Here is a 21,208-nt window from a genome sequence, read left to right as displayed (position 1 = left end):
ACGGGTATGTTGTCAACGGGCGAGGGGTGTTTTACCCTCGCCTCTGTTGCGATAAAGGAGTCCGTCATGGCACAAAACATCTACGACAACCCGGCGTTTTTTGAAGGCTATGCCCGGCTACCGCGTTCGGTGCAGGGTCTGGACGGCGCACCGGAATGGCCTGCGCTGAAAAACATGCTGCCACCGTTATCCGGCAAGTCAGTTATCGATCTTGGCTGCGGTTACGGCTGGTTCTGTCGCGCTGCGCGCACGCTGGGGGCGGCAGAAGTGACCGGCGTTGATCTCTCCGAAAAGATGCTCGCCCGGGCGGCTGAACTGACGGATGACGTGCAAATTCACTATCAGCGTAGCGATCTGGCATCTCTGGCGTTACCTGAGCACAGCGTTGATTTGATCTACAGTTCACTGGCGCTGCACTACCTGCCGGCGCTGGAGACCCTGTTTGAGAAAATCCGGCGGGCGCTTAAACCCGGCGGCAGCCTCGTCTTTTCAATGGAACATCCGATTTACACCTGCGCCACACGTCAGGGCTGGCTAACCGACGACAACGGCGAGCGTTTCTGGGGCGTTAATCGCTATCAGGATGAGGGCGAGCGCGTCAGCAACTGGCTGGCAGAGGGGGTGATCAAATACCACCGTACGCTGGGTACCACGCTCAATGCGCTTATTAAGGCGGGGCTGACAATAACGGAAGTGAACGAATGGGGACCAACGCAGGCACAAATTGATGCCTGGCCCGCGCTGGCCGAAGAGGCGGAACGTCCGATGCTGGTCCTGATTTCTGCCGCTAAGACTCAGTAACCCACTTTATACACCCGTCCATTCTGCACCCCTTCCACGCTGCGACGATAGGCCTGCGCCACCGTTGCGGCGGGAACACTTTCAAAGCCCGGGAAGAAGCCTTCGTACGCTTCCGCTGATTCGGTAAGCACCGTCGGGCTAATCAGGTTGATGCGGATCCCGCGCGGCAGTTCACAGGCCGCGGCGCGGACAAACCCTTCCAGGGCGGCGTTCACCGTGGTGGCATTCACCCCCTGTGCGATAGGCTCATGCGCCACGATCCCGCTTATCAGGGTGATGGAGCCGCCTTCGTTGAGGTAATGCTGGCCGGTCAACGCCAGACGAACCTGTCCCAGCAGCTTATCCTGCAAGCCCTGGTTGAAATCGCTGTCTTTCATGGTCGCGAGCGGGCCGAAGTGCAGGCCGCCACTGGCAGAGACAATCGCATCCACCGCACCGATGTTTTCAAACAATGCCTGGACGCTGGCCTGAGAGGTGATATCCACCTGGTAGTCGCCCTGGGTACGACCCACGCGGATCACGTCGTGGCGACGGCTCAGCTCTTCTGTTACCGCACGACCGACCGTACCGCTGGCACCAATAATCACGATTTTCATAGCTGACTCCTTAGGTTGTGAGCTTTCATTCTTTAATAAATCAAAACTCAGATAAACTGGGCTAAAGTTAGAGGATTGCTAACCAGGGGTTTGGAATATGGATAAGCTTCGCAGCATGGAGACCTTCATTGCTGTCGTTGAGAGCGGCAGTTTTACCGGCGCGGCAGGCCGGCTGGAGATGTCAGCGGTGATGGTGGGGAAGTACATTGCGTTGCTGGAGTCTCAGCTCGGCACCCGGCTGCTGGAGCGAAACACGCGGCGTCAAAGTCTGACGGATGCCGGGCGGGTCTATTTCGACGAGGCGAAGCGGGTGCTGGAGCAGGTCTCTATCGCCGAAAGCGCGGTTGAGCGACTGCGTGCCGCCCCAGCCGGGACCTTGCGGGTCACGGCGCCCACCTCGTTTGGCGGTTGTGTGATAGCCCCCCTCACCGCGACCTTTTTGCAGCGCTACCCGGACGTGCGCGTGGAGCTGGATCTGACCAACCGGATGGTGGATCTGGTGGATGAAGGGGTCGATCTGGCCATTCGCATCGGTGATATTCATAACGACGATCTGGTGGCGAAATTCCTCTGCCCGTACCGAATGGTGATCTGCGCGGCCCCGGCGTATCTGGCGCGTTACGGCACGCCGCGAACGCCTGCCGATCTGGCGGATCATCTCTGCCTGTCACACACGGTGTGGACCGCGCGTAACGAATGGCGGCTGCCGGGGGTTGAAGGTGAGATGCGCTGGAAGCGCGATGCCATTCTGCGCTGCAACGATGGCTATGGGCTACGGATGGCGGCGAGAGCGGGGGCGGGATTATTACTGCAACCCGAAGTGCTGGTGGCAGAAGAGCTGGCGAGCGGCAGGCTGGTGCAGGTGCTGGAGAACTATACGCCTGCGCCACGACCGGTACATTTGCTGTGGCGCCAGGATTTACGTCCGCTACCCAAGCTCACGCAATTTGTCGCGCATATTCTGCAGGGTGCGGAATATTTTGGCCATGCCGTTGAAGAAAAGTAATTATCAAAGCCGCAGACTTATGCTACTAAGATTAGGCACATTATAAAAAAGAAGGTAAGCAAAGAATGTCTGTGAATAAACTCGCCAGCAGCGCACAGGGCCTGCAATCATCTGCCATCCGTGAATTATTAAAACATAGCAAAATGGCCGGGGTGATTTCGCTGGGTGGCGGTATTCCTAACCCTGCACTGTTCGATCATGAAGGCCTGAAAATTGCCGCTGATGCCGTATTATCACAGCATTTTGGTGAAGCTTTTCAGTACGGTCTTACCGAAGGCATCCCGGGGCTGCGTGAAGAAATTAAGCTCATCAGTGAAGGCCGTGGGATCTCCTGCAAGGCCGATGACGTGGTCATTACGTCCGGTTCGCAACAATCTCTCGACGTGCTGGCGCGGGCGTTAATTAACCCGGGCGATACCGTCGTCGTCGAACGTCCAACGTATCTCGCGGCACTGCAGGTATTTGGTCTGGCACAGGCCAAATTTGAATCCGTGGGCACCGATGGCGACGGAATGAAAGTGGATGAACTTGAAGCACTGGTGGCGAATAAAACCATCAAGGCGGTTTATATTGTTCCGACATTTGGTAACCCGGGTGGGGTAACGCTTTCTGAGGTGCGTCGTAAACAGCTGGTGGAATTATCGAAGCGCTATGACTTCGTTATTATCGAAGACGATCCGTACAGTGAAATTAATTATACCGATGAAGTGTTCCGCCCGTTAATTGCCCATGCCAAAGATATCGGCAATGAAGAGAACGTCGTCTATACCTCGACCTTCTCCAAAATCCTCGCCCCGGGCACTCGTGTGGGCTGGGTGCTGGTACCGGAGTGGCTGAAACGCGCGGTGGTTAATCTCAAGCAAACCACCGATCTGCACACCAGCACGCTGTCACAGCTGATGACCTATGAGTACCTGAAAACCGGTCGTCTGGCCGATCAGATTAAAATGATCCGTGAAGCATACCGCCAGAAATACCAGACCTTTGCAAATGAACTGGAGGCGGAACTGGGTGATGTCATGTCGTTCCATAAGCCGAAGGGCGGAATGTTCCTGTGGGCCAAAATGAACAATGGCATCAACACCACGCGCTGGCTGGAAAAAACGTTAAGCAACGGCGTGGTTTTTGTGCCGGGTGAGTTCTTCTTTTGCAATGAGCCAGACCATACGACGCTGCGCATGTCGTTTGTCACGCCAACCGATGAAGAGCTGAAAGAGGCGGTTCGTCGCCTGAAAAAATCGCTGTAACAGACCTGCGCATAATGGCACCTGTGTTGTTATGCGCATTACTTGTGCAGTGCGGCCAGCGCCGCAAGCGTTCATGGTGAATCCCATGTTTGAATTTCTGATCGGTATCCTCACGCACACCCCCGTCTGGGTGTGGGTTCTGTTTATCTTTCTTATCTCACGCGGCCTCAATGCCCGTAAGCCTGCCACCGTGACGCTGGAAAGGCTGGCCATCATTCCTGCCATCTTTCTTATCTGGGATATCTACGATCTGGTGGTCTATCGCGATCTTACTCTCGCGACGGTGGCCCTTTGGGTTGCGGGGATTGTGGCGGGCGCGGCGCTGGGGTATGTGCTGATTAAGCAGACGGTCATCACCCGCACCGACGCGCCGCGCACCCTTTATCGCCAGCCGGACTACACGGCACTGCCGTTTATGATGCTGGCATTTGGGGTGAAATACGTGCTGGGGGTGATGAACGCCCTCTCTCCCCAGACGTTGCAACAGCCCGCCATGAGCGCGCTGGCGATAGTCTCCGGCGGGGTATTTGCCGGGGTCTTTATCGGGAAGTTTACGCGCTATGTAGGGGTATATCTCAGCAGCGCACCGCAACCGGCTGAGTAACGTTAGCCCGTTGCATGGGCCAGCGCGCGAGCAGAAGCTTCACCGTTGGCTACTCGCGTGACTTCGTGGATCCGGCAGATTTTTCCTGCGCACAGCGTGGCAAACATATAAACCTCTATTTCTGCCTGATGGCCTTCGGGATACGTGACGGTCACGATATGCCGGTCAGCCAGCAGTGTGTCATGACACCCTATCTGTTCCACGCGGAAGGCGATATCGCGGATCTGCGAACGCACGTGCTCCAGGTGCTGAATAAAGCCAGAATAATCAAGAGAGTGACCGTCCGTGATCTGCTGATACTCTGGCGAAAAAACGTCTTTCGGATCAATTTCGCCTTTAAACAGGCCGGTCAGTAAACGGGACATTTCCTCACGCAAAATAGCATTGTCAGACTGGGTAATCAGGCGGGTGATGAAGTTCATGGTGATTCCTCGTTGCGTTGAGCCGCCATTATCCTTGACAGACAGAGACGTAGTTTCTGTAATAAGCCAATGAATAACGATTTTCGGCCAAATAACGTGGTCAGCTTCGAGACACTTTTGCATTCAGGTGGATACCATACGCCGTGGCACAGCCATCAGGCCGGTCAGCTCTGGCGGATTACGACGGGTCTGCTGGTTGTCGAAACAGCGTCTGGGCGTTCGGTTGTACCGGCGCAACATATCGGCTGGATCCCGCCCGGTCAGGAGCATGCTGCCTTTTCCGGGAGTGCGATTGACGGTCATGCGATCTATCTGGATCCCGCATGGTGTAAAGCGCTGCCCGGTGAAACGACGCTTTTCGAACCCGGTGAGCTCACCAGCGCGCTGTTTTCACGCTTAAATGCTGAAGGCAGCGGGTACGATCCGCGAAAGCTCGCCCTGCTGCTGGATGAACTGGCGCGGGGCCGTCAGGTGCGCTATCTGCTGCCCATGCCAGCCGATCCCCGATTAAAGAAGGTAGCCAGCCATCTGATGCAACGTGTGGACGACAACCAGACGGTTGAGCACTATGCCTCCCTTGCGGGAATGAGCGTGCGAACATTCCACCGTCGGTTTAGCGCGGAAACGGGAATGAACGTTGTTAACTGGCGGCAACTTGCCCGCGTCATGCGGGCAATGGAGTGGCTGGCAGCAGGTAAACCGGTTGGCTGGATCGCGCTGTCGTGCGGCTACAACAGTATCAGCGCGTTTATTGAGGTTTTCAGGGCCTTTACCGGCAAAACCCCCGGGCAGTGGGCGCTTAAAGAAGCCCCTTCTGTGCGAAGGTAATGCGCGTGGCTTCGTTCAGATCCAGTGCTTTAAGTGCTTCCGGGCGGACCCAGGCAACCTCCTGAAACTCGTCGTTAAACGTTACCTGCCGATTTGTGCTGATGCAGTCGAAAATCAGGTAAATCATATAAATCTCTTCCGTGGTGCCATCGGCATAGGTTTTCACCCGAATGTCATCGCGAAACACCCAGGGTTTGACCTCCGTGATCTCCAGCGCGTCGCCCAGCTCTTCGCGAATTTCACGGCGCAGCGCCTGCTCCATGGTTTCTCCCGGCTCCATCCCGCCGCCCGATAATGCCCACTGGCCGGGAAATACGCCGCGGTCATCGGCCATTTTGCACAGCAGATACGCCCCGTCGTTCTGAATGATGGGGCAGACAATAGTTCGTTGACGCATGGTTTCTTCCTGAAAAATGAGTTTGGGCTATTTTAACAGAAGGCGGAAAGGGAAAAGGTAAACGAGGTCAGACTTTCGCCGCTGGCTTAAGCGGTATTGTTGCGGGTTATGGATGCCATGACTCCGGCCCTCTTCCACGAGGAGAGGGCCGGAGAAACAAACAGCCAGTGATTAGCGCTCTCGCAGCGCCTCTTTCGCCCGGTTGAACGGCTTGATCATGTAATCCAGCACCGTTTTCTCACCGGTTTTAATGTCCACCGTCGCAATCATCCCCGGCACGATTGAGAAGTGCCTGCCTGCTTTATTCACCAGGTAATCCTGGCTGGTGCGGATAAATACCCTGTAATAGAACACCTCCGGCTTGGCTTCGTCCTGAATGGTGTCCGGCGAAATGGTTTCAACCACGCCGTGCAGCCCGCCATAAATGGCGTAATCGTAGGCGGTGATTTTTACCAGCGCTTCCTGATTCGGGTGGATAAAGGCGATATCGCGCGGGGAGAGGCGGGTTTCGATCAGCAGGTGATCGTCCACCGGCACAATCTCCATCAGCTCGCCGTTAGGCGGGATGACGCCACCGATGGTGGTGACTTTGATGTTTTTCACGATCCCGCGCACCGGAGATTTCACCGTTAAGCGGGTCACTGAATCCTCGCGGCCTTTGAGGATCGCCGAGACCATATCCACTTCAGCGTTGGCCTTGGATAACGCCTCGCGGGCCTGCACATAATACTGGGATCGCACGTCGGTGAGTTTCAGCTCCAGATCGCTTTTCTGCCGCTGCAGGCGCAGTACCTCCACGTGGCTGGCGGCGCCGGTTTTCACCAGACGCTGAGTGATCGCCAGCTCCTTATTCGCAAGATCCAATGCTGCACGCAGCTCCCGCTGGGTATCTTCCAGCTGCGCACGGCGTGAATTATAGAGCCGGGTTTCGGCGGCGGTCAGATCGGTCCACTTCGCCAGCGAAGGGGGAAATTTCAGCGGCAGATCGTTTACCTCGGCGTACAGTCGCACGCTGGAGGCCAGCGAGGCTCGGTAGCGCGCCGCGCTTTCACCAACGTTAGATTCTGAACGCGTGGGATCGAGTCGCGCCAGCACTTGTCCGGCCTGCACCTGGTCACCCTCATGGACGTTCAGCTCGGTGAGGATCCCCCCGTCGAGCGACTGTAAAACCTGCTCGCGCGAACTGGGGATCACTTTGCCCGTGCCGGTTGAGACTTCATCCAGCACGCCAAACCACGCCCAGACGCCAAGTACCACGAACATCAGTAAAGAGAAGATAACAATCCGCCGCGCACCGGTGTAGCCGCTTTCGGAGTCGAGCGCATTGTCCAGGTCGTCCATTGCGGCGACGTCACGCTGACTGATTTTCATTTTTCCACTCCCTTCCGGTTGCTGCCTGCTGCTGCTGTTGTTGCATGCGGCTGTTGTTCAGTGCCTGTGCTTTCGGCGCGTCCATCACCAGCATTCCCTCTTTGAGCACCACGACCCGCTCCACCAGTTCCAGCACCGGCACGCGATGCGTGGCGACAATCAGGGTGCGGTTGCCAAGCCAGGCGCTCAGACGCTGGATAAATTCCCGCTCGGTGTGCTCATCGAGCGACGCAGTCGGTTCATCCATCAGCACAATATTGGGGTCGCGAAGCAGCATGCGCGCCAGCAGAATGGATTGCCGCTGGCCGCCGGATAACCCCACGCCGTTCTCCATAATCGGGTAGTCCAGACCCTTCGGCAGTTTCTGCACAAAGCCCGCAGCGCCGGTTAACTCCAGCACCTCGAAAATCGCCTCATCGGTGGCGCGCGGCATACCGAGGGTGATGTTTTCGCGCAGGGTGCCATAAAAGAGCCGGGCGTTCTGGGTCATAAAGCCGACGTTACGCCGGACATCGGCGACATCGAGGTGCGGGAGGCTGAAGTTATCGAGCCGCAATTCACCGCCGGCGAGATCCATTCCGCCCGCCATCGCCTGCAGCAGGGTCGATTTTCCGGCGCCGTTACGCCCGAGGATCGCCACTTTTTCACCTGGCTTAATCTCCAGACGGTTAATGCGCAGGGCCATGCGCGGATCTTCCGGGTGATAGCGGAACTGCGCCTGCTCGAAAAGATAGTGACCGCGCAGTACGTCCTGGCGGATCGGCGTCTCCTCACGCTGGTTTTCTGTGGGGAGCTGCATAATGCTGTCCAGTCCCTCTTTCGCCGCTTTGACCTGCTGCCAGCGCGCCAGCACGCCGCACAGCGTGGCCATCGGAGCGATCATGCGCGAGGCCAGCATCGAGGCGGCGACCACCGAACCGGTCGTCAGCGTGCCGTCGATCACCATCGGCGCACCGACCACGATCACCCCGGCATAGACCAGGCTCTGAATCGTCATTCCCCAGCTGATCAGGTTCTGGGTCAGTTCACGGGTGCGCAGGCCAGATTCAGCGGTGATCTGGATGTAGCTGTTCCACTGCTGCAAAAAGCGGTTTTCCGCCTGCATTAGCTTTATGTCCTCCAGCCCCTGCACGCTCTCCACCAGCACGGCGTTGCGCAGGGTGGATTCATGCGCCGACTGCTTCGCGAGCTCTGCCAGCTTTTTCTGCAGCAGCAGACCGGGCAGGACCATGATCACCGCGGCGACCGGTGCGATCCACGCCAGTTGGGGAGCGATGATTGCCAGCACCACCACGAACAGGAAAAAGAAGGGCAGATCGACAATTGTGGAGATGGTGGAGGAGGTGACCATCTCGCGGATCTGCTCCAGCTCGCGTAGCTGGGAGATAAAGCTGCCGGTCGAGCGAGGGATGGCGCTGTTGCGCAGCCGCAGGGCGTGACCGAAGACCCGATCCGATACGCGCAGATCGGAGCGTTTACCCAGCAGATCCATAATGTGCCCGCGTGCCACGCGCAGCACAAAGCCAAACAGGGTGGCGATCAGCACGCCGATAGTCAGGACATACAGCGTCGGGTAGGACTGCGCGGGGATCACCCGGTCATACACCTGCATGGAAAAGACAATCCCCGACAGGGACAGGACGTTAATGAACAGCGCGGCGAGCATCACCCAGCTGTAGGGGCGCAAGTCGCGCATTACCAGCCGGTAAAGCCAGTCCGGACGGTATTTCGAAATATAGGCATCCACGCGGCTGTCTTTCAGCGCGGCCAGTGGACGCAGGGCAATGACGTGGCGGATGGCGGGCAGCATGGCGGTCATCGAAAGCCGGTTGGTGTAGGTCTGATCGTCGAAAAAGCTGACCTCCAGCGTATCGTCGCCATCGAAATGTTCGATCACGCCGATCCTGCCGTCGTTCATTGCCGCCACGACCGGCAGACGCCAGCTGTTGATCGACTGCTGATCCGCCGTCAGCAGCTGAAATGACAGCCCTGCTTCTCGGGCCAGCTGAGTCAGTGCGGGCACCATCGGTTTGCCTTTTAGCCACGGCGCGCCCGCGAGCAGCGCACCGGGGGAGCAGGCGACGCGGTAGCGCGTGGCGACAAAACCAAAGGCCTGCGCCCACTGCGCCAGGGCCTCATCCGTCATGGTCTCACCTTGCGGGATATCGCGTTGCTTCATGGCTGGATCTCCACGGTCTGGATGGTGCGGTTATCAAGATCGAACGCGTGACGCAATTGCCCGGTGTTATAGAGGCAGTTGAGCTGCAGCTGGTGCAACTGTCCGAGGGTCTGCTGCTGGGTAAAACGCGCCTGATAGACCTCCTGCTCGGCGTTAAGCACATCGAGCAGCGGGCGAGAACCCAGATCCAGATATTGCTGCTGATAGAGTTCACGGGTGCGGGCGCTGAGCGCCTCCTGACGGCCCTGAATCTGCAGCGTGCTCAGCAGGCTTAATACCTGGCTGCGCGACTCCAGCAGCTTCTGGCGTACCTCGAGGCGGGTACGCTGAATGGTGGACTGTGCGGCTTCTACCGCGTGGCCTGCGGCATTACGCCGGGCGGTGAGGCCGCCGCCCTGATAGAGCGGCATCTGCACTTTCACCCATGCAGAGTATTGGGTGCGATCCCGCGTTTCGTTACCCGCATAGCGTTCGTTCAGGTAGTGGCGCACCTCCGGCTCCAGCGAGACGGTCGGTGTCATCTGGGCGTCGGCGTAGTCGAGATTGGCCTGGGCGACGTTAGCCTGCGCCCAGGCGGCTAATACTGCCGGGACCAGACGATCGTCCGGCTCGGCAATGTCGCAGCTGCGGGCCAGCTTTTGTGGAAAATCGTTGCTGATCGTGTTGAGGGTGTTCCAGCCAAGAAAGCTCATCAACGTGGCACGGGCGCTGTCGAGGCTGGCCTGGTACTGCATCAGCTGGGCGCGCGCGCCTTCGATACGTGCATCGGTCTGCACCACGTCAGAGAGTGAGGTGGCCCCTTCGTCATTACGCTGGCGGGTGAGGGTACCAATCGAAGAGAGCGCCTCAAGCTGCTCTTTGGCGGTGTCGACCATTTGCTGCCAGGTTTGTACCTGCACCATCGCGATGGCGGTATCGTGAGCGATGGTGTCGATGCTGACCAGCACGTTGGCCTGCTGCTGGGCGACGCCGGCACTTTCTGCACGCACCTGGCTTGCCACCTTGCCAAAGTCGTACAGCATTTGTGAGAGGGAGAGTACCAGCGACGGGGTAAAGCCATTATCGTCGCCGTCATGGGTATAACCGTTATCCATGCCGGCATTAATTTGCGGATAGTATTTCGATTTGGCGACGTCCACCTCTTCGCTTTGTTGGTAGAGTTTCCCCACGGCTTCACTGATGGCCGGGTGCCAGGTGACGGCGCGGTTGACGGCTTCGCCAAGCTGCAGCGTGCCGGGGGCAGCCTTGCCGACGACAGGTGCCACGCGGCCATTCAGAGAGGGGAGTTCCTGCGTTTCACGGAGTTGTCCGGTATTGATCATCGCCGCCGGCGTCGCGGAGAGGGCGGGCACAGATATCAGGCAGCACGAGAGCCACCAGTAAGGCATCTTCATTCCCATGTCTTATCCCTAATAAAAATGTACTGCTTTATTGTTTATGCCCGGGCGCTGTGCGCCCGGGTCATTTGTGCAGGTGCTATCAGGTAACGATGTGTTGCTGGTTCACTAACTCGTCGTAGGTGGTCTGGACGTTATCCAGCGTCACGAGCGTCGTATTAGTGTAGGTGCTCCCTGAACCATCACGGTCGATGGAGATCACGGTATTGCCATTACTATTAGTAACATGCAGATAATTACCGAGCGTTGAACTGCTCCCGTTCCAGCCCACCAGCAGATCGCCGATATCGATTTTGTCCCCCTGCGTGAGCGAGAAGTTGGTCCAGTGATCGCCAGCAGTGCTGCTGACGTTGCCCGCGGTCGCGTTGCCTGCGGTGGCGTTCAGCACCTGGTAAATCAGGGTGTCGCCGTAGGCGGTGCCGGTAATGACGTCGTTATGTTCCGAACTGATGAACTGCGGCGCCATATTGATGGTCAGCGTGGCACTGTCTGTTTTCCCGTCGGCATCGGTCAGGGTGTAGTTGAAGGTCTCCTTCGAGGTGATGGTTGAGAGCGACACCCCGGTGTTGAGGGTGTAGGTGTAGTGGCCGTCCGCACCAATTGCCAGCGTGCCGTAATGGCCGACGACGTTGACCGTTGCGCTGCCGGTGTACGGATCCAGCGTGGTGGTCACGCCGTCGTAGCCGGTCACGCTGAGGCGGGTATCCACCGAGTGCAACTGATCCAACACGCCGCCAGAGTCGGTGCCGTCAAAGATATTGCCGTTCACGCTGTGGCTGCCGGTGACGTCGAAATCACTCAGCGAGTAGGTGGTGCCGTTCACGCTTGGGGTGATCGTAATATTCCCCACACTCAGCCCCGGTACGCTGCCGGTATAGCTCAGCGTATAGGTTCCGGCATTCAGATCCAGCCCGGTCAGCGGAACGTCGATATTACCGCCCAGCAAAGAGCCACCACTGAAGGAACCACTACGGATAACGCCTGTGCCATCACTAATTGACCAGTTCACCGTCAGGCCGCCCAGAGCCAGCAGCGATGCCACGTTAAAGTGCAGCGACGCGTTATGCAGCGCGGTGTTCGGATCCACCACGAAGGTTCCGCTCCCGCTGCCCTGGGTTGATGACAGCAGCGCGGTTGTCCAACTGGCCGTCCCGACGGTGGTATCCGAGTAGGTTGTCGTGTGATGCACCGAGGTGACGTCCATCACGGTACTGACATCGTTGACCGCATCCATCGCTTGCGCGGTTGGGGTGATGTTGAGCGATGCCGTATCCTTTGTCCCGTCTGGCGCGGTGATGGTATAGACAAACGTATCCGGCGTGCTGATATGGTCCGCACCCACACCGGTTTTTAGGGTGTAGGTGTACTGTCCGGACGCATTGATGCTCAGCGTGCCGTATTCCCCCTGAATGTCGGTCAGGCCGCTGCTGTTCACCGCCACGCCGTTCACTTCTGATACCACCGCGCCGGTTGCGACATCGTTGTCCAGCACATCTCCGGTGGTGGTCTCGCCAATGCTCGATACGCTGTAGACATGATCTTCCAGCACGTTCAGCGTGTAGGCGGTCAGGGCGGTGATCCCTGCAGCCGTATTCAGCAGGAAGAGGTACTCCCCGGCAGGCAGGTTCAGCGTCAGCTGAGACGAGGTACCGCCCAGCAACGGCGCACGCAGCCAGCCCGGTTCGACGCGCATCTGCTCGAAGGTCTGCGTCGCGTTATTGAACTTGTAGACATACAGGTCGAATACCGACGCCAGCGCCACTCCGCCCACGGAAGCCTGTATGGTCATGGTGCGGGTAGTGCCTTCCTCCACGTTATAGATAATGGGGTTGGTCATGTCGTCCAGCAGGTTCAGCCCCAGCGTGTTGCCGAGATTAATACCCACCAGGGTAAAGCCGCCCTGCGACGAGGTGCCGTTATTAATGTCACTCACGGTCGTGTCAAAGGTCAGCGAGGCCGTGTCATCTACCGCCACAATACCGTTGACGAGAGTGCCTTCACCCAGCGACAGCACAAGGTTCGCCGACGCGCTGACGCCGTTATGGGTGATGGTGTAGGTGAAACTCTCTGTGCGACCTATGACCGCTGCGCTGGTGTCGGTCAGGTTGTAGGTGTAGCTGCCATCGCGGTTAATGGTCAGCGTACCGTACTGGCCCTGAACAACCGTGCCGTCGGCGTTCACGCTGGTGGTGACACCCAGTGCGTTGGTGACAGCAGAGACAGTAGTGCCTGCCGGGGCGTTGTCGCTGCCTGCGGTCGGGTCGGCGTCGAGAATTACGTTACCGTTCAGGCTGGTGTCGCCCGTCACGGTACCGGCGCTGGTTTCTTTCACCGCCACATCGAGGCTGGTGTAGGAGCCGGTCGCCAGCAGGTTGGTGTTGTAGCTCAGCACCCGGTAATCGCCATCAGCCAGCCCGGTCAGGTTCAGCGATACGCCGGTGGCCCCGAGGGTCAGCAGATCGGCAAACTGCGGTTGTCCGGTATCCACCACGGTGGTCCAGACACCGTTGACGTTATGTTGAACCACAAGTTCAAGGGTGTTGAGCAGAGAGAGCACCGCGCCCGTAGCGTTGGCGTTCACCACAATATCCGCGCTGCCACCGCTGCCCACCGTGAAGTTCACCTGGGCAGTATCATTACCCAACAACGTGAGAACGTTGCCTACGGCACCCACCAGCAGGAAACCGTAATCACTGTACTGGCTGTTGGTGACAGTGGCCGTGGTGCTGAGGTTCAGCTCTTCGACGTTATTGCTGGCGGAGAGCGGAACGACCGGCGCAAGTACGGAGCCAGGCTGTGAGGTATTGCCCGCGACGTCAGTGGCGGTGATCTGCAGCGTCTGGCCTTCGGTCTGTTTGTTCGTAAAGGTATAACTGTACGTGCCGTTGCTGTCCGCCGTGGCGGTCACCGTGGAGCCATCTGCAAGGCGAATAGCAACGGTGCTGCCTGCTTCCGCGTTACCAGTCAATACGCTACCGTCAGCGTTAAAGGTACCGGTTGGTGCCGTGGGGGCGGCAGTATCAACAATAATCGTCGTCACGGTTGAAGCCGCGCTGATGTTGCCCGCCGCATCGGTGGCCGTAGCGGTGAAGTTATGCGTGCCTTCCGTCAGTATGGTGCTGGTTTGTGGCAGGGTCCAGTTGCCGCTGGCATCGGCGGTTACCGTGCCGACAAGCGTTACCCCGTCATAGATACGCACTGTCGCATTGGCTTCGGCGGTTCCGTTCAGCGTTGGACGTGTGTCGTTGGTCGGGGTGGTGCCGATAACTGGCCCAGTGACGCTACCGACATCATCGACAACCGAGCCGATAACCGGGGCGATTGGCGCTATGGCATCCACGTTGATCACATAGGGGGTGGTGGGTGCGCTGGTATTGCCCACCGCATCGGTGGCGGTAAACGTCAGGCTGTGCGACCCGTTGCTCAGCGCCGGAGAAGGGGTAAAGCTCCATGCCCCGCCGGTCGCGATCGCGCTACCAATCTGGACGCCGTTATCGAAAATGTTCACTGTGGCCCCGGCTTCCGCTGTACCGGTGAGGGTTGGCTGCGCGTCGTTGGTCAACCCTCCGTCGGTGACTGGTGTAGCCACGTTACCCACATCATCCACAATGCTGCTCAGCACCGGCAGGGCTGGCGGCGTCGTGTCGATAGTCAGGCTAAAGGCCGCTGACGAAACGCTGGTATTACCCGCTGCATCCGTGGCCTGAGCGGTGAAGCTGTGCGCGCCCGTGGCTAAGGTGGTCGTGAGCAAGATACTCCAGTTGCCACTGGCATCCGCGGTGCCCGTTCCGACAAGCGTTGTGCCTTCGTAGATATTCACAGTCGCAAACGGCTCACTGGTCCCGACAAGCCGTGGCACGGTGTCGTCGGTCGTCTGTCCTGAACTGAGCGGGCCGGTGATGCTGCCCGCATCGTCAACGGCCTGGCTGATAACCGGCGCATTAGGTGCACTGGTATCAACAATCAGCGTAAAGCCAGGCGACGCCGGGCTGACGTTCCCCGCCGCGTCGGTCGCGGTCGCGGTCCAGGTATGACTGCCATTGTTCAGCGCTGATGACGGCGTAAAGCTCCATGCTCCGGTGCCGTCCGCCAGCGCGGTGCCGACCGGCTGTCCGTTCTCATAGATGGTCACCGTGGCGTTGGCTGCCGCGGTGCCCGTCAACGTTGGCGTGGTGTCGTCGGTACTTTGCCCGGAAGTCAGCGGCGTCTGTACGCTGCCTGCGTTGTCTCCCGCGGTCGTGATGGCCGGTGCCGCCGGTGGTGCCGTATCCACTGTCAGGTTAAACGGTGCCGTCGTGCTGCCGGTGTTGCCAGCCGCATCGGTGGCATTGAAGGTGATGGCATGAGGCCCGTCACTCAGGGCGATGTCAGGCGTGTAGGTCCAGTTCCCCTGGGCATTAACCACCGCGGTGCCAATCTCGTTGCCATCCACAATGATATGCACTGTGGCACCCACTTCGCCCGTACCGTTGAAGGTCGGACGCGCGTCGTTGGTGCTGTTGCCGGTAGTGAGCGTACCGGTGACCGGGCCGACGTCGTCAATCACACTGCTGACCAGTGGCGCAGCAGGGCCTGCCACATCCACGGTAAAGGCAAAGACCGACGAGTTTGCTGACGCATTGCCTGTCGCATCGGTGGCGTAGGCGCGAAGGAGATAGTTGCCTTCGCCCAGCGGCGTGCTCGGGGTAAAGGTCCAGTTACCACTTCCGTCGACGGTCGCAAGACCAATCTCCGTACCATTATTCATGATATGGATTGTACTGCCCGATTGTCCGGTGCCGCCGATCGTCGGGGTGGTGTCGTTGGTGACTTGCCCGCTGGTGAGGTTGCCGGTCACGCCGCCAGGGGCATTGTCGTTAACCGTATCCAGCGTTGGAACCGTTGGCGCCGTCAGGTCAACCACGACGTTCCAGCCGTTAGACACCTGGCTAACGTTGCCCTGTGGATCGGTGGCGGTAACGGTGAAAGCGTGAGACCCTTCGCCGAGCGCGGTGTCAGGGGTGAACGTCCAGGCACCGGTGCCGTCAGCCGTGACCACGGCAATCTGGGTACCGCCGTCGAAAATTTTCACCACGCTGTTCGCTTCCGCCGTCCCCGAAAGGGTTGGCGTCGCGTCATTAGTCGGATCGCCGCTCACAATCGTGGTGGCAGCATTGCCCACATTATCCGTTACGTTAGTGATCACCGGTGTGGTGGAAACCGTATCAACGACGATGGTGAAGTCCGCGGAAGGGCCGCTCTCATTTCCCGCCGGATCGGTCTCACGGATGGTCAGGACGTTATTGCCTTCCGCCAGGACGGGCGTTGTGTAGCTCCAGTTACCCGTATTGCCCACGACCACGCTACCCAGCAGCGTCCCGTTGCTGTAGATGGAGATGGTATCGCCTATCGCGCCGGTGCCGGTAAGAGTCGGCTGGTTGTCATTGGTGGTCTGCCCGCTGGTGAGCGGACCGGTGCCTGGGCTGACGTCATCAATTACCGCGCCGATAGTCGGTGTGCCCGGTGCAGTCAGATCGACGGTGACGCTGGCGGCCGGAGAGCGGCCGCTGGTCGCGCCATTGAGGGTCGCTGTGACCTCAAAGGTATGCAGCCCTTCGCCAAGTACGGTCGGGGTATAGCTCCAGTTGCCGCTGCCGTCGGCGGTGACCGTCGACACGGCTGTTACGTCACCGTCCTGATAGATGGTGATCAGGCTGCCTGCTTCGGCCGTGCCGGTGAGAGTAGGGGTAGTGTCGTTGGTGGTTTTGTCTTTCACATCGCCGGTGACCGGATCGACGTCATCGACGATCGCCGTGATAACGGGCACCTGCGGCAGGTCGAGCGGTGAATCAACGACGTTAAACGTCGCGCCTGGGCTGGCATTCCCTGCGGCATCAGTAGCGCTTACGGTCAGGGTGGTCGGATCCAGCTGTGCCGGACTCAGCGCAATGGAGAAGCTGCCGTCGCCGGCGGCAGTGCCGGTACCAATGACGGTACCAACGCTATTTTTCACGGTAATGGTACTTCCTGCCTCGGCAGTACCCGTCAGAGGCGTTCCCTCCTGAGCAAGGGCCATGTTGATCGGGTCGGCTGGCGCGGCGGTATCCACCGTCACGCTCAGCGGCGCAGAGCTTCCTGAAGCGTTACCGGCCAGGTCGACTGACGAGACGGTGAAGGTATGCGTGCCTTCCGCGAGCGTGCTGTCGGCGGTCCAGCTCCAGTTGCCGTCCGGCTGTACCGTTACCGGCACCGTGGATGCTGTACCGTCTACAGAGACGATAACGGTGGTACCCGGTTCGCCGGTGCCCGTGAGGGTCGGCGTACCGTCACGGGTATAAAGCACATTGCTTGTGAGCTGGCTGTCAGACACCGCGTTAATCAGCGGGATTTCTGGCGCAGTGGTATCAACGGTGACGGTGAAGACCGGGCTGAGGCCGCTGACGTTACCCGCAGCATCGACTGCCGCAACGGTGATGTTGAGTGGGCCATCAGTCTGGGTCGGAAGATCGAGAGACCACTCGCCATTGCTGCCGATTTCGACGCGTCCTACCTCAACGCCATTGTTATAAACGATGACCGTTTCGCCCGCAGGGCCGGTACCGCCCACTCCGGGGGTAGTATCCGTGGTAACACCACCGTCTGGCTTACCGCCAACGGCGCTAATGACCGGCGTATCAGGTGCCACGGTATCAACGGTGATAGTGATCCCCGGTGACGCCGCCGAAACGTTACCGGCTTCGTCGGTGGCGGTGGCGGTAAATTCGTGGCTTCCCTCATCAATGCTGGCGTCAGGGCGCCAGCTCCAGTTGCCGTTACTGTCTACGGTGACGCGACCCACTTCGGTGGCAGGCTGACCATTAATGCTGTCATAAATAATAACCACATCGTTCGCTGTGCCGGTGCCGCTCAGGACCGGACGCGGATCGTTCGTGGTTTCCCCATCGGCAACCGGTCCGGTTATCTGGCTGACGCTGTCCGTAATCACCGGTGCTGCTGGCGTAGCTGGCGGGTCGGTGTCAATGGTGATGGTCACCGGCTGGGACGGGGCGCTTTCGTTCCCCGTGCCGTCCACGTTGGTGACGGTCAGGGTGATGTCATAGGTACCGTTGGGCAGTGGGGTTGTCGGTGTCCAGGACCAGTTGCCGGAGCCGTCCACTACGGCGTCACCTATTTTGACGCCGCCGTTGTAGATCGTCACGGTATCGCCGACCGTGCCGGTACCGCTCAGGGTTGGCGTGGTGTCACGCGTGGTTTCACCCGGATTCAATGGCGTTTGCGTTGCACCGCCGTCAGGATTCACGGTGATGTCCGGAATATCCGGTGTGGCTGGCGCAATGGTATCTATCGTTAATTCAAACGGGCTGGAGATGGTGGTATTTCCGGCGGCATCCGTGGCGTGAACCGTCAGCGAATGTGTGCCGTCGGTGAGTGGGGTCGTTGGCGTAAATTGCCAGCCGCCACTGCCGTCGAGGGTGGCGGTGCCGAGCAGGGTCGTACCGTCATAGACGGTGATAATCGTATCAGCAGGCGCGGAGCCCTGCAGCAGCGGTAGGGTGTCATCCGTGGTATCGCCGCTACTGAGCGGTCCCTGAACGCCGCCAACGTCATCGATGACGGTGGCGATAGTTGCAGCCACTGGCGCGGTGGTATCGACGATAAAGGTGAAGTCGTTTGACGGCAGGCTGGTGTTACCCGCCGCGTCGGTCGCGACGACGGTAAAGGTATGAGGACCCTCGCCAAGCGGCACGGTGGGGGTATAGGACCACGTGCCGCTGCCGTCGACCGGGATCGTGACAATATCGGCGCCATCCAGGCGGATGGTGACCGTCGAGCCCGGCTCAGCCGTACCGTTGAGCGTCGGGGTAGTGTCGTTAGTGCTGCCGTTAGGGGAGAGTGTACCGAGGCCCTCCGGGACATCATCCACCACCTGGGTAATGAGCGGGGCGGCAGGTGCCACGCTGTCAATCGTAATGCCCCAGCTGTTGGAAATCCCACTGATGTTGCCTGCCGCGTCGGTTGCGACTGCGGTCAGGGCATGCTGCCCCTCGCTAAGCGGTGTGGAAGGGGTAAAGATCCACGCACCGCTGCTATCGGCAACGGTGGTACCAATATCAACGCCGTCCATGCGGAGGGTGATCGTCGCATTTGCTTCGGCAGTCCCGCTGAGCGTCGGGGATGCGTCATTGGTGGTCTCATTATTACCGATCGTACCAGTGCTTCCGGAAACATCGTCCACGACTTGTAATATCACCGGAGCGGTTGGTGCCGTGCCGTCAACGTTGATTGTCCAGGTGTTTGATGGCCCGCTCTGATTACCCGCGGCGTCCGCCGCAATTGCCATTAGCACATGGGTTCCATCTAACAGTGGAGAAGGCGGTGTAAAACTCCACTGGCCGGAAGACGGAACGACCACCGTCCCGATAATATCGCTGTCGCTGGAAAAGGTGATGGTCGAGCCGGGTTCGCCCGTTCCGTTTAACGTTGGGGACCGGTCGTTAGTCAGTCCACTCTGCTCGACTGGTCCGGTGGTGGCAAGGACGTCATCAACCACTGAAATAATGACCGGGGCCTGCGGTGGGGTAATATCCGGTGCAACAACGGGTGCTGTCGGACCCGTGTTGCCTGCCGTGTCGGTGGCTTCTGCGGTTAGGTTTTCGCCATTGATCTTCGGCGGGTTCAGCGGCAGGGTAAAATTGCCCTGGCCATCAGCCACAGTATCACCAATGAAGACACCACCTTCACGGATGGTTACTGTGCTCCCGGGCTCTGCGTTGCCGCTGATGGTGGTGCCATCAGCCGAGACAACCACGTTTTCAGGAGTAAGCGGCGGCGTAGTGTCCACAGTGAAGGTGATAGGTTGCGATGTTGTGCTCTGGTTTCCTGCAGCATCGGTTTCACTGACGGTTATCGAGTGTGTCCCTTCCGGGAGCGGATTGTCTGGTGTGACACTCCAGGTGCCGTTGGGCTGCACCGTCGTGGTCCCAATCGCCACGCCATTGTCGTAGATGGTGATAGTTCCACCAGGCTCGCCAGTCCCTGCCAGGACCGGCAGGGAAGCATCGGTGGGCACGCCCGAGGTAATGGTTCCTCTAATTTGGCCCGTGTCGTCGGTTAGCACAATCGTACTTGGTGCATCCGGCGGGGTAATGTCGACCGTGAGGGTGAATACCGGTGAGACTGGACCGGAGTTACCGGCGGCGTCGGTTGCCTGCACGGTAATCTGGTGGGTGCTTTCACTGAGGTTTACTGACGGTGTGAAGGTCCAGGTGCCATTGCTGGCCACGACCGCACTCCCAATCGCGATACCACCGTCATAAATCGTCACGGTGGAGCCCGCTTCGGCAGTGCCGGTAAGCTGTGGACGCTGATCGTTGGTGCTACCGCCGTTACTGATTGCCCCCGTCTGCGGGTCAATATCATCTGTTATGCTGGTGATGGCCGCTGCATCAGGCGCGGTGGTGTCCGGTGCGATTACATTCGTGCCCTGGCTGGTATTCCCGGCAGCATCCGTAGCTGTGGCGGTAATTTGCTCACCATTGGTCAGTGGCGTCCCGAGAGATACGGTAAATGTGCCGTCGCTACCGGTTTGACCTGTACCGATCACATTCCCGTTCATGTCTTTCAGCGTAATCGTACTGCCGGGTTCGGCAGTACCTGTGACAGTTTTACCATCCGAAGAAAACTGAAGACTGGAAGGCGCATTTGGCGGTGTGGTATCCGGATCGGAAGGATTGCCCGGCGTGCCGGGGTTCGTATTGTCATCATCATCGTCGCCACCCCCTCCGCCGCCGCTGCTTGCCGCGACAGCGATCCCGCCTGCGACAGCAAGACCACCGAGTACCCATGGCCAGATGGCTGCGCCACCGGTATCACCGCCTGAGGCCGCCAGTAATACGTCCGTGGAGGCGATAGATTCGTAGGTGGCAGCCCCGGTAGGATCTTCAATCCACCACAGCGCACCGTCACTCTCTTCCAGGACCAGCTGACTCACCCCCTCCGCGTCGGTGACGTAGAAATTCTTCAGGGTAATGACCTCGCCAGAGTGCAGCGTGACCACCAGATCGTTACCACTGCGGGCGAAGTGGGAGACATCGGCTCGCTCTACATGAAGCTCAACGATAGAGGAATGGCTCAGCGTAACCTGTGTGCCTTCCGTGGTAGTTTCCACGCCAGTGAGTTTCGATATAACAGAGATTTGGCTCATTTAGGTATTACTCCAGCAGAGTTGTCGTGAACGGCGTGCAAGATGCGCCATCTCTGCGGAAGGTAAAGCACGCCCCCGGCGGAGTTGCTGTTATTTACGCAGCACTCACCGTTATTTTTTTTAGAGCGAACGATGCCCGCCATAATCCAGAGTGGCAACATCAGAGCGAATCTAATT

12 protein-coding genes are annotated in these 21,208 nt (G+C 58.9%); 5 read left to right on the top strand and 7 right to left on the bottom strand.

Annotated features, from left to right (window positions below):
- The first annotated feature begins 66 nt into the window (after positions 1-66).
- A complete protein-coding gene (locus AM379_RS02540) occupies positions 67-801 on the top strand; it encodes a class I SAM-dependent methyltransferase (protein ID WP_106503428.1) in 735 nt (244 codons plus the stop codon).
- On the opposite strand, the gene AM379_RS02535 is transcribed toward AM379_RS02540, so the two are convergent.
- Entirely contained in the window at positions 795-1,397 is a 603-nt protein-coding gene (locus AM379_RS02535; protein WP_025203409.1) for a short chain dehydrogenase, read from the bottom strand. The genes AM379_RS02540 and AM379_RS02535 overlap by 7 nt on opposite strands.
- 97 nt (positions 1,398-1,494) lie before the next feature.
- Between AM379_RS02535 and AM379_RS02530 the strand changes: the two genes are divergently transcribed.
- The 3 genes from AM379_RS02530 (at position 1,495) to AM379_RS02520 (ending at position 4,254) form a co-directional block, all read left to right on the top strand.
- Complete coding sequence (locus tag AM379_RS02530; protein ID WP_106503427.1) at positions 1,495-2,403, top strand: LysR family transcriptional regulator; 909 nt, start codon at positions 1,495-1,497, stop codon at positions 2,401-2,403.
- 65 nt (positions 2,404-2,468) lie between these two features.
- Positions 2,469-3,650: an aminotransferase-like domain-containing protein gene (locus AM379_RS02525; RefSeq protein ID WP_106503426.1), complete on the top strand. Its 1,182-nt coding sequence runs from the start codon at positions 2,469-2,471 to the stop codon at positions 3,648-3,650.
- Between the two features lie 85 nt (positions 3,651-3,735).
- A complete protein-coding gene (locus tag AM379_RS02520) occupies positions 3,736-4,254 on the top strand; it encodes a DUF6622 family protein (RefSeq protein ID WP_047366118.1) in 519 nt (172 codons plus the stop codon).
- Positions 4,255-4,256: 2 nt separating this feature from the next.
- Here AM379_RS02520 and AM379_RS02515 read toward each other — a convergent pair whose 3' ends face one another.
- A complete protein-coding gene (locus AM379_RS02515; protein WP_106503425.1) occupies positions 4,257-4,676 on the bottom strand; it encodes a hypothetical protein in 420 nt (139 codons plus the stop codon).
- A 69-nt stretch (positions 4,677-4,745) separates the two neighbouring features.
- Here AM379_RS02515 and AM379_RS02510 point away from each other — a divergent pair, with 69 nt between their 5' ends.
- Positions 4,746-5,504, top strand: a complete 759-nt coding sequence (locus tag AM379_RS02510) for an AraC family transcriptional regulator (RefSeq protein WP_236900323.1) — start codon at positions 4,746-4,748, stop codon at positions 5,502-5,504.
- Here the strand turns inward: AM379_RS02510 and nudI are convergent.
- The 5 genes from nudI to AM379_RS02485 form a co-directional block, all read right to left on the bottom strand.
- A complete protein-coding gene (gene nudI / locus AM379_RS02505; protein ID WP_106503424.1) occupies positions 5,476-5,901 on the bottom strand; it encodes a nucleoside triphosphatase NudI in 426 nt (141 codons plus the stop codon). The genes AM379_RS02510 and nudI overlap by 29 nt on opposite strands.
- Positions 5,902-6,072: 171 nt before the next feature.
- Entirely contained in the window at positions 6,073-7,242 is a 1,170-nt protein-coding gene (locus AM379_RS02500) for an HlyD family efflux transporter periplasmic adaptor subunit (protein WP_086462978.1), read from the bottom strand.
- Between the two features lie 10 nt (positions 7,243-7,252).
- A complete protein-coding gene (locus AM379_RS02495) occupies positions 7,253-9,451 on the bottom strand; it encodes a type I secretion system permease/ATPase (protein ID WP_106503423.1) in 2,199 nt (732 codons plus the stop codon).
- Positions 9,448-10,851: a TolC family outer membrane protein gene (locus AM379_RS02490; RefSeq protein ID WP_014171284.1), complete on the bottom strand. Its 1,404-nt coding sequence runs from the start codon at positions 10,849-10,851 to the stop codon at positions 9,448-9,450. Before AM379_RS02490 ends, AM379_RS02495 begins: the two co-directional genes overlap by 4 nt.
- Before the next feature lie 79 nt (positions 10,852-10,930).
- A complete protein-coding gene (locus AM379_RS02485) occupies positions 10,931-21,031 on the bottom strand; it encodes a BapA/Bap/LapF family large adhesin (RefSeq protein ID WP_106503422.1) in 10,101 nt (3,366 codons plus the stop codon).
- Between the last annotated feature and the right edge of the window lie 177 nt (positions 21,032-21,208).

Source organism: Enterobacter cloacae complex sp. FDA-CDC-AR_0132 (assembly GCF_003010695.1).
Lineage (GTDB): Bacteria > Pseudomonadota > Gammaproteobacteria > Enterobacterales > Enterobacteriaceae > Enterobacter > Enterobacter ludwigii.
This window is presented reverse-complemented; position numbering and strand designations above follow the sequence as displayed.

What these genes read in the sequence shown, in the direction of transcription:
- AM379_RS02540 (WP_106503428.1), top strand. Translation starts at nt 67, where the DNA reads ATGGCACAAAACATCTACGACAACCCGGCGTTTTTTGAAGGCTATGCC.
- AM379_RS02535 (WP_025203409.1), bottom strand. Translation starts at nt 1,397, where the DNA reads ATGAAAATCGTGATTATTGGTGCCAGCGGTACGGTCGGTCGTGCGGTA.
- AM379_RS02530 (WP_106503427.1), top strand. Translation starts at nt 1,495, where the DNA reads ATGGATAAGCTTCGCAGCATGGAGACCTTCATTGCTGTCGTTGAGAGC.
- AM379_RS02525 (WP_106503426.1), top strand. Translation starts at nt 2,469, where the DNA reads ATGTCTGTGAATAAACTCGCCAGCAGCGCACAGGGCCTGCAATCATCT.
- AM379_RS02520 (WP_047366118.1), top strand. Translation starts at nt 3,736, where the DNA reads ATGTTTGAATTTCTGATCGGTATCCTCACGCACACCCCCGTCTGGGTG.
- AM379_RS02515 (WP_106503425.1), bottom strand. Translation starts at nt 4,676, where the DNA reads ATGAACTTCATCACCCGCCTGATTACCCAGTCTGACAATGCTATTTTG.
- AM379_RS02510 (WP_236900323.1), top strand. Translation starts at nt 4,746, where the DNA reads ATGAATAACGATTTTCGGCCAAATAACGTGGTCAGCTTCGAGACACTT.
- nudI (WP_106503424.1), bottom strand. Translation starts at nt 5,901, where the DNA reads ATGCGTCAACGAACTATTGTCTGCCCCATCATTCAGAACGACGGGGCG.
- AM379_RS02500 (WP_086462978.1), bottom strand. Translation starts at nt 7,242, where the DNA reads ATGGACGACCTGGACAATGCGCTCGACTCCGAAAGCGGCTACACCGGT.
- AM379_RS02495 (WP_106503423.1), bottom strand. Translation starts at nt 9,451, where the DNA reads ATGAAGCAACGCGATATCCCGCAAGGTGAGACCATGACGGATGAGGCC.
- AM379_RS02490 (WP_014171284.1), bottom strand. Translation starts at nt 10,851, where the DNA reads ATGGGAATGAAGATGCCTTACTGGTGGCTCTCGTGCTGCCTGATATCT.
- AM379_RS02485 (WP_106503422.1), bottom strand. Translation starts at nt 21,031, where the DNA reads ATGAGCCAAATCTCTGTTATATCGAAACTCACTGGCGTGGAAACTACC.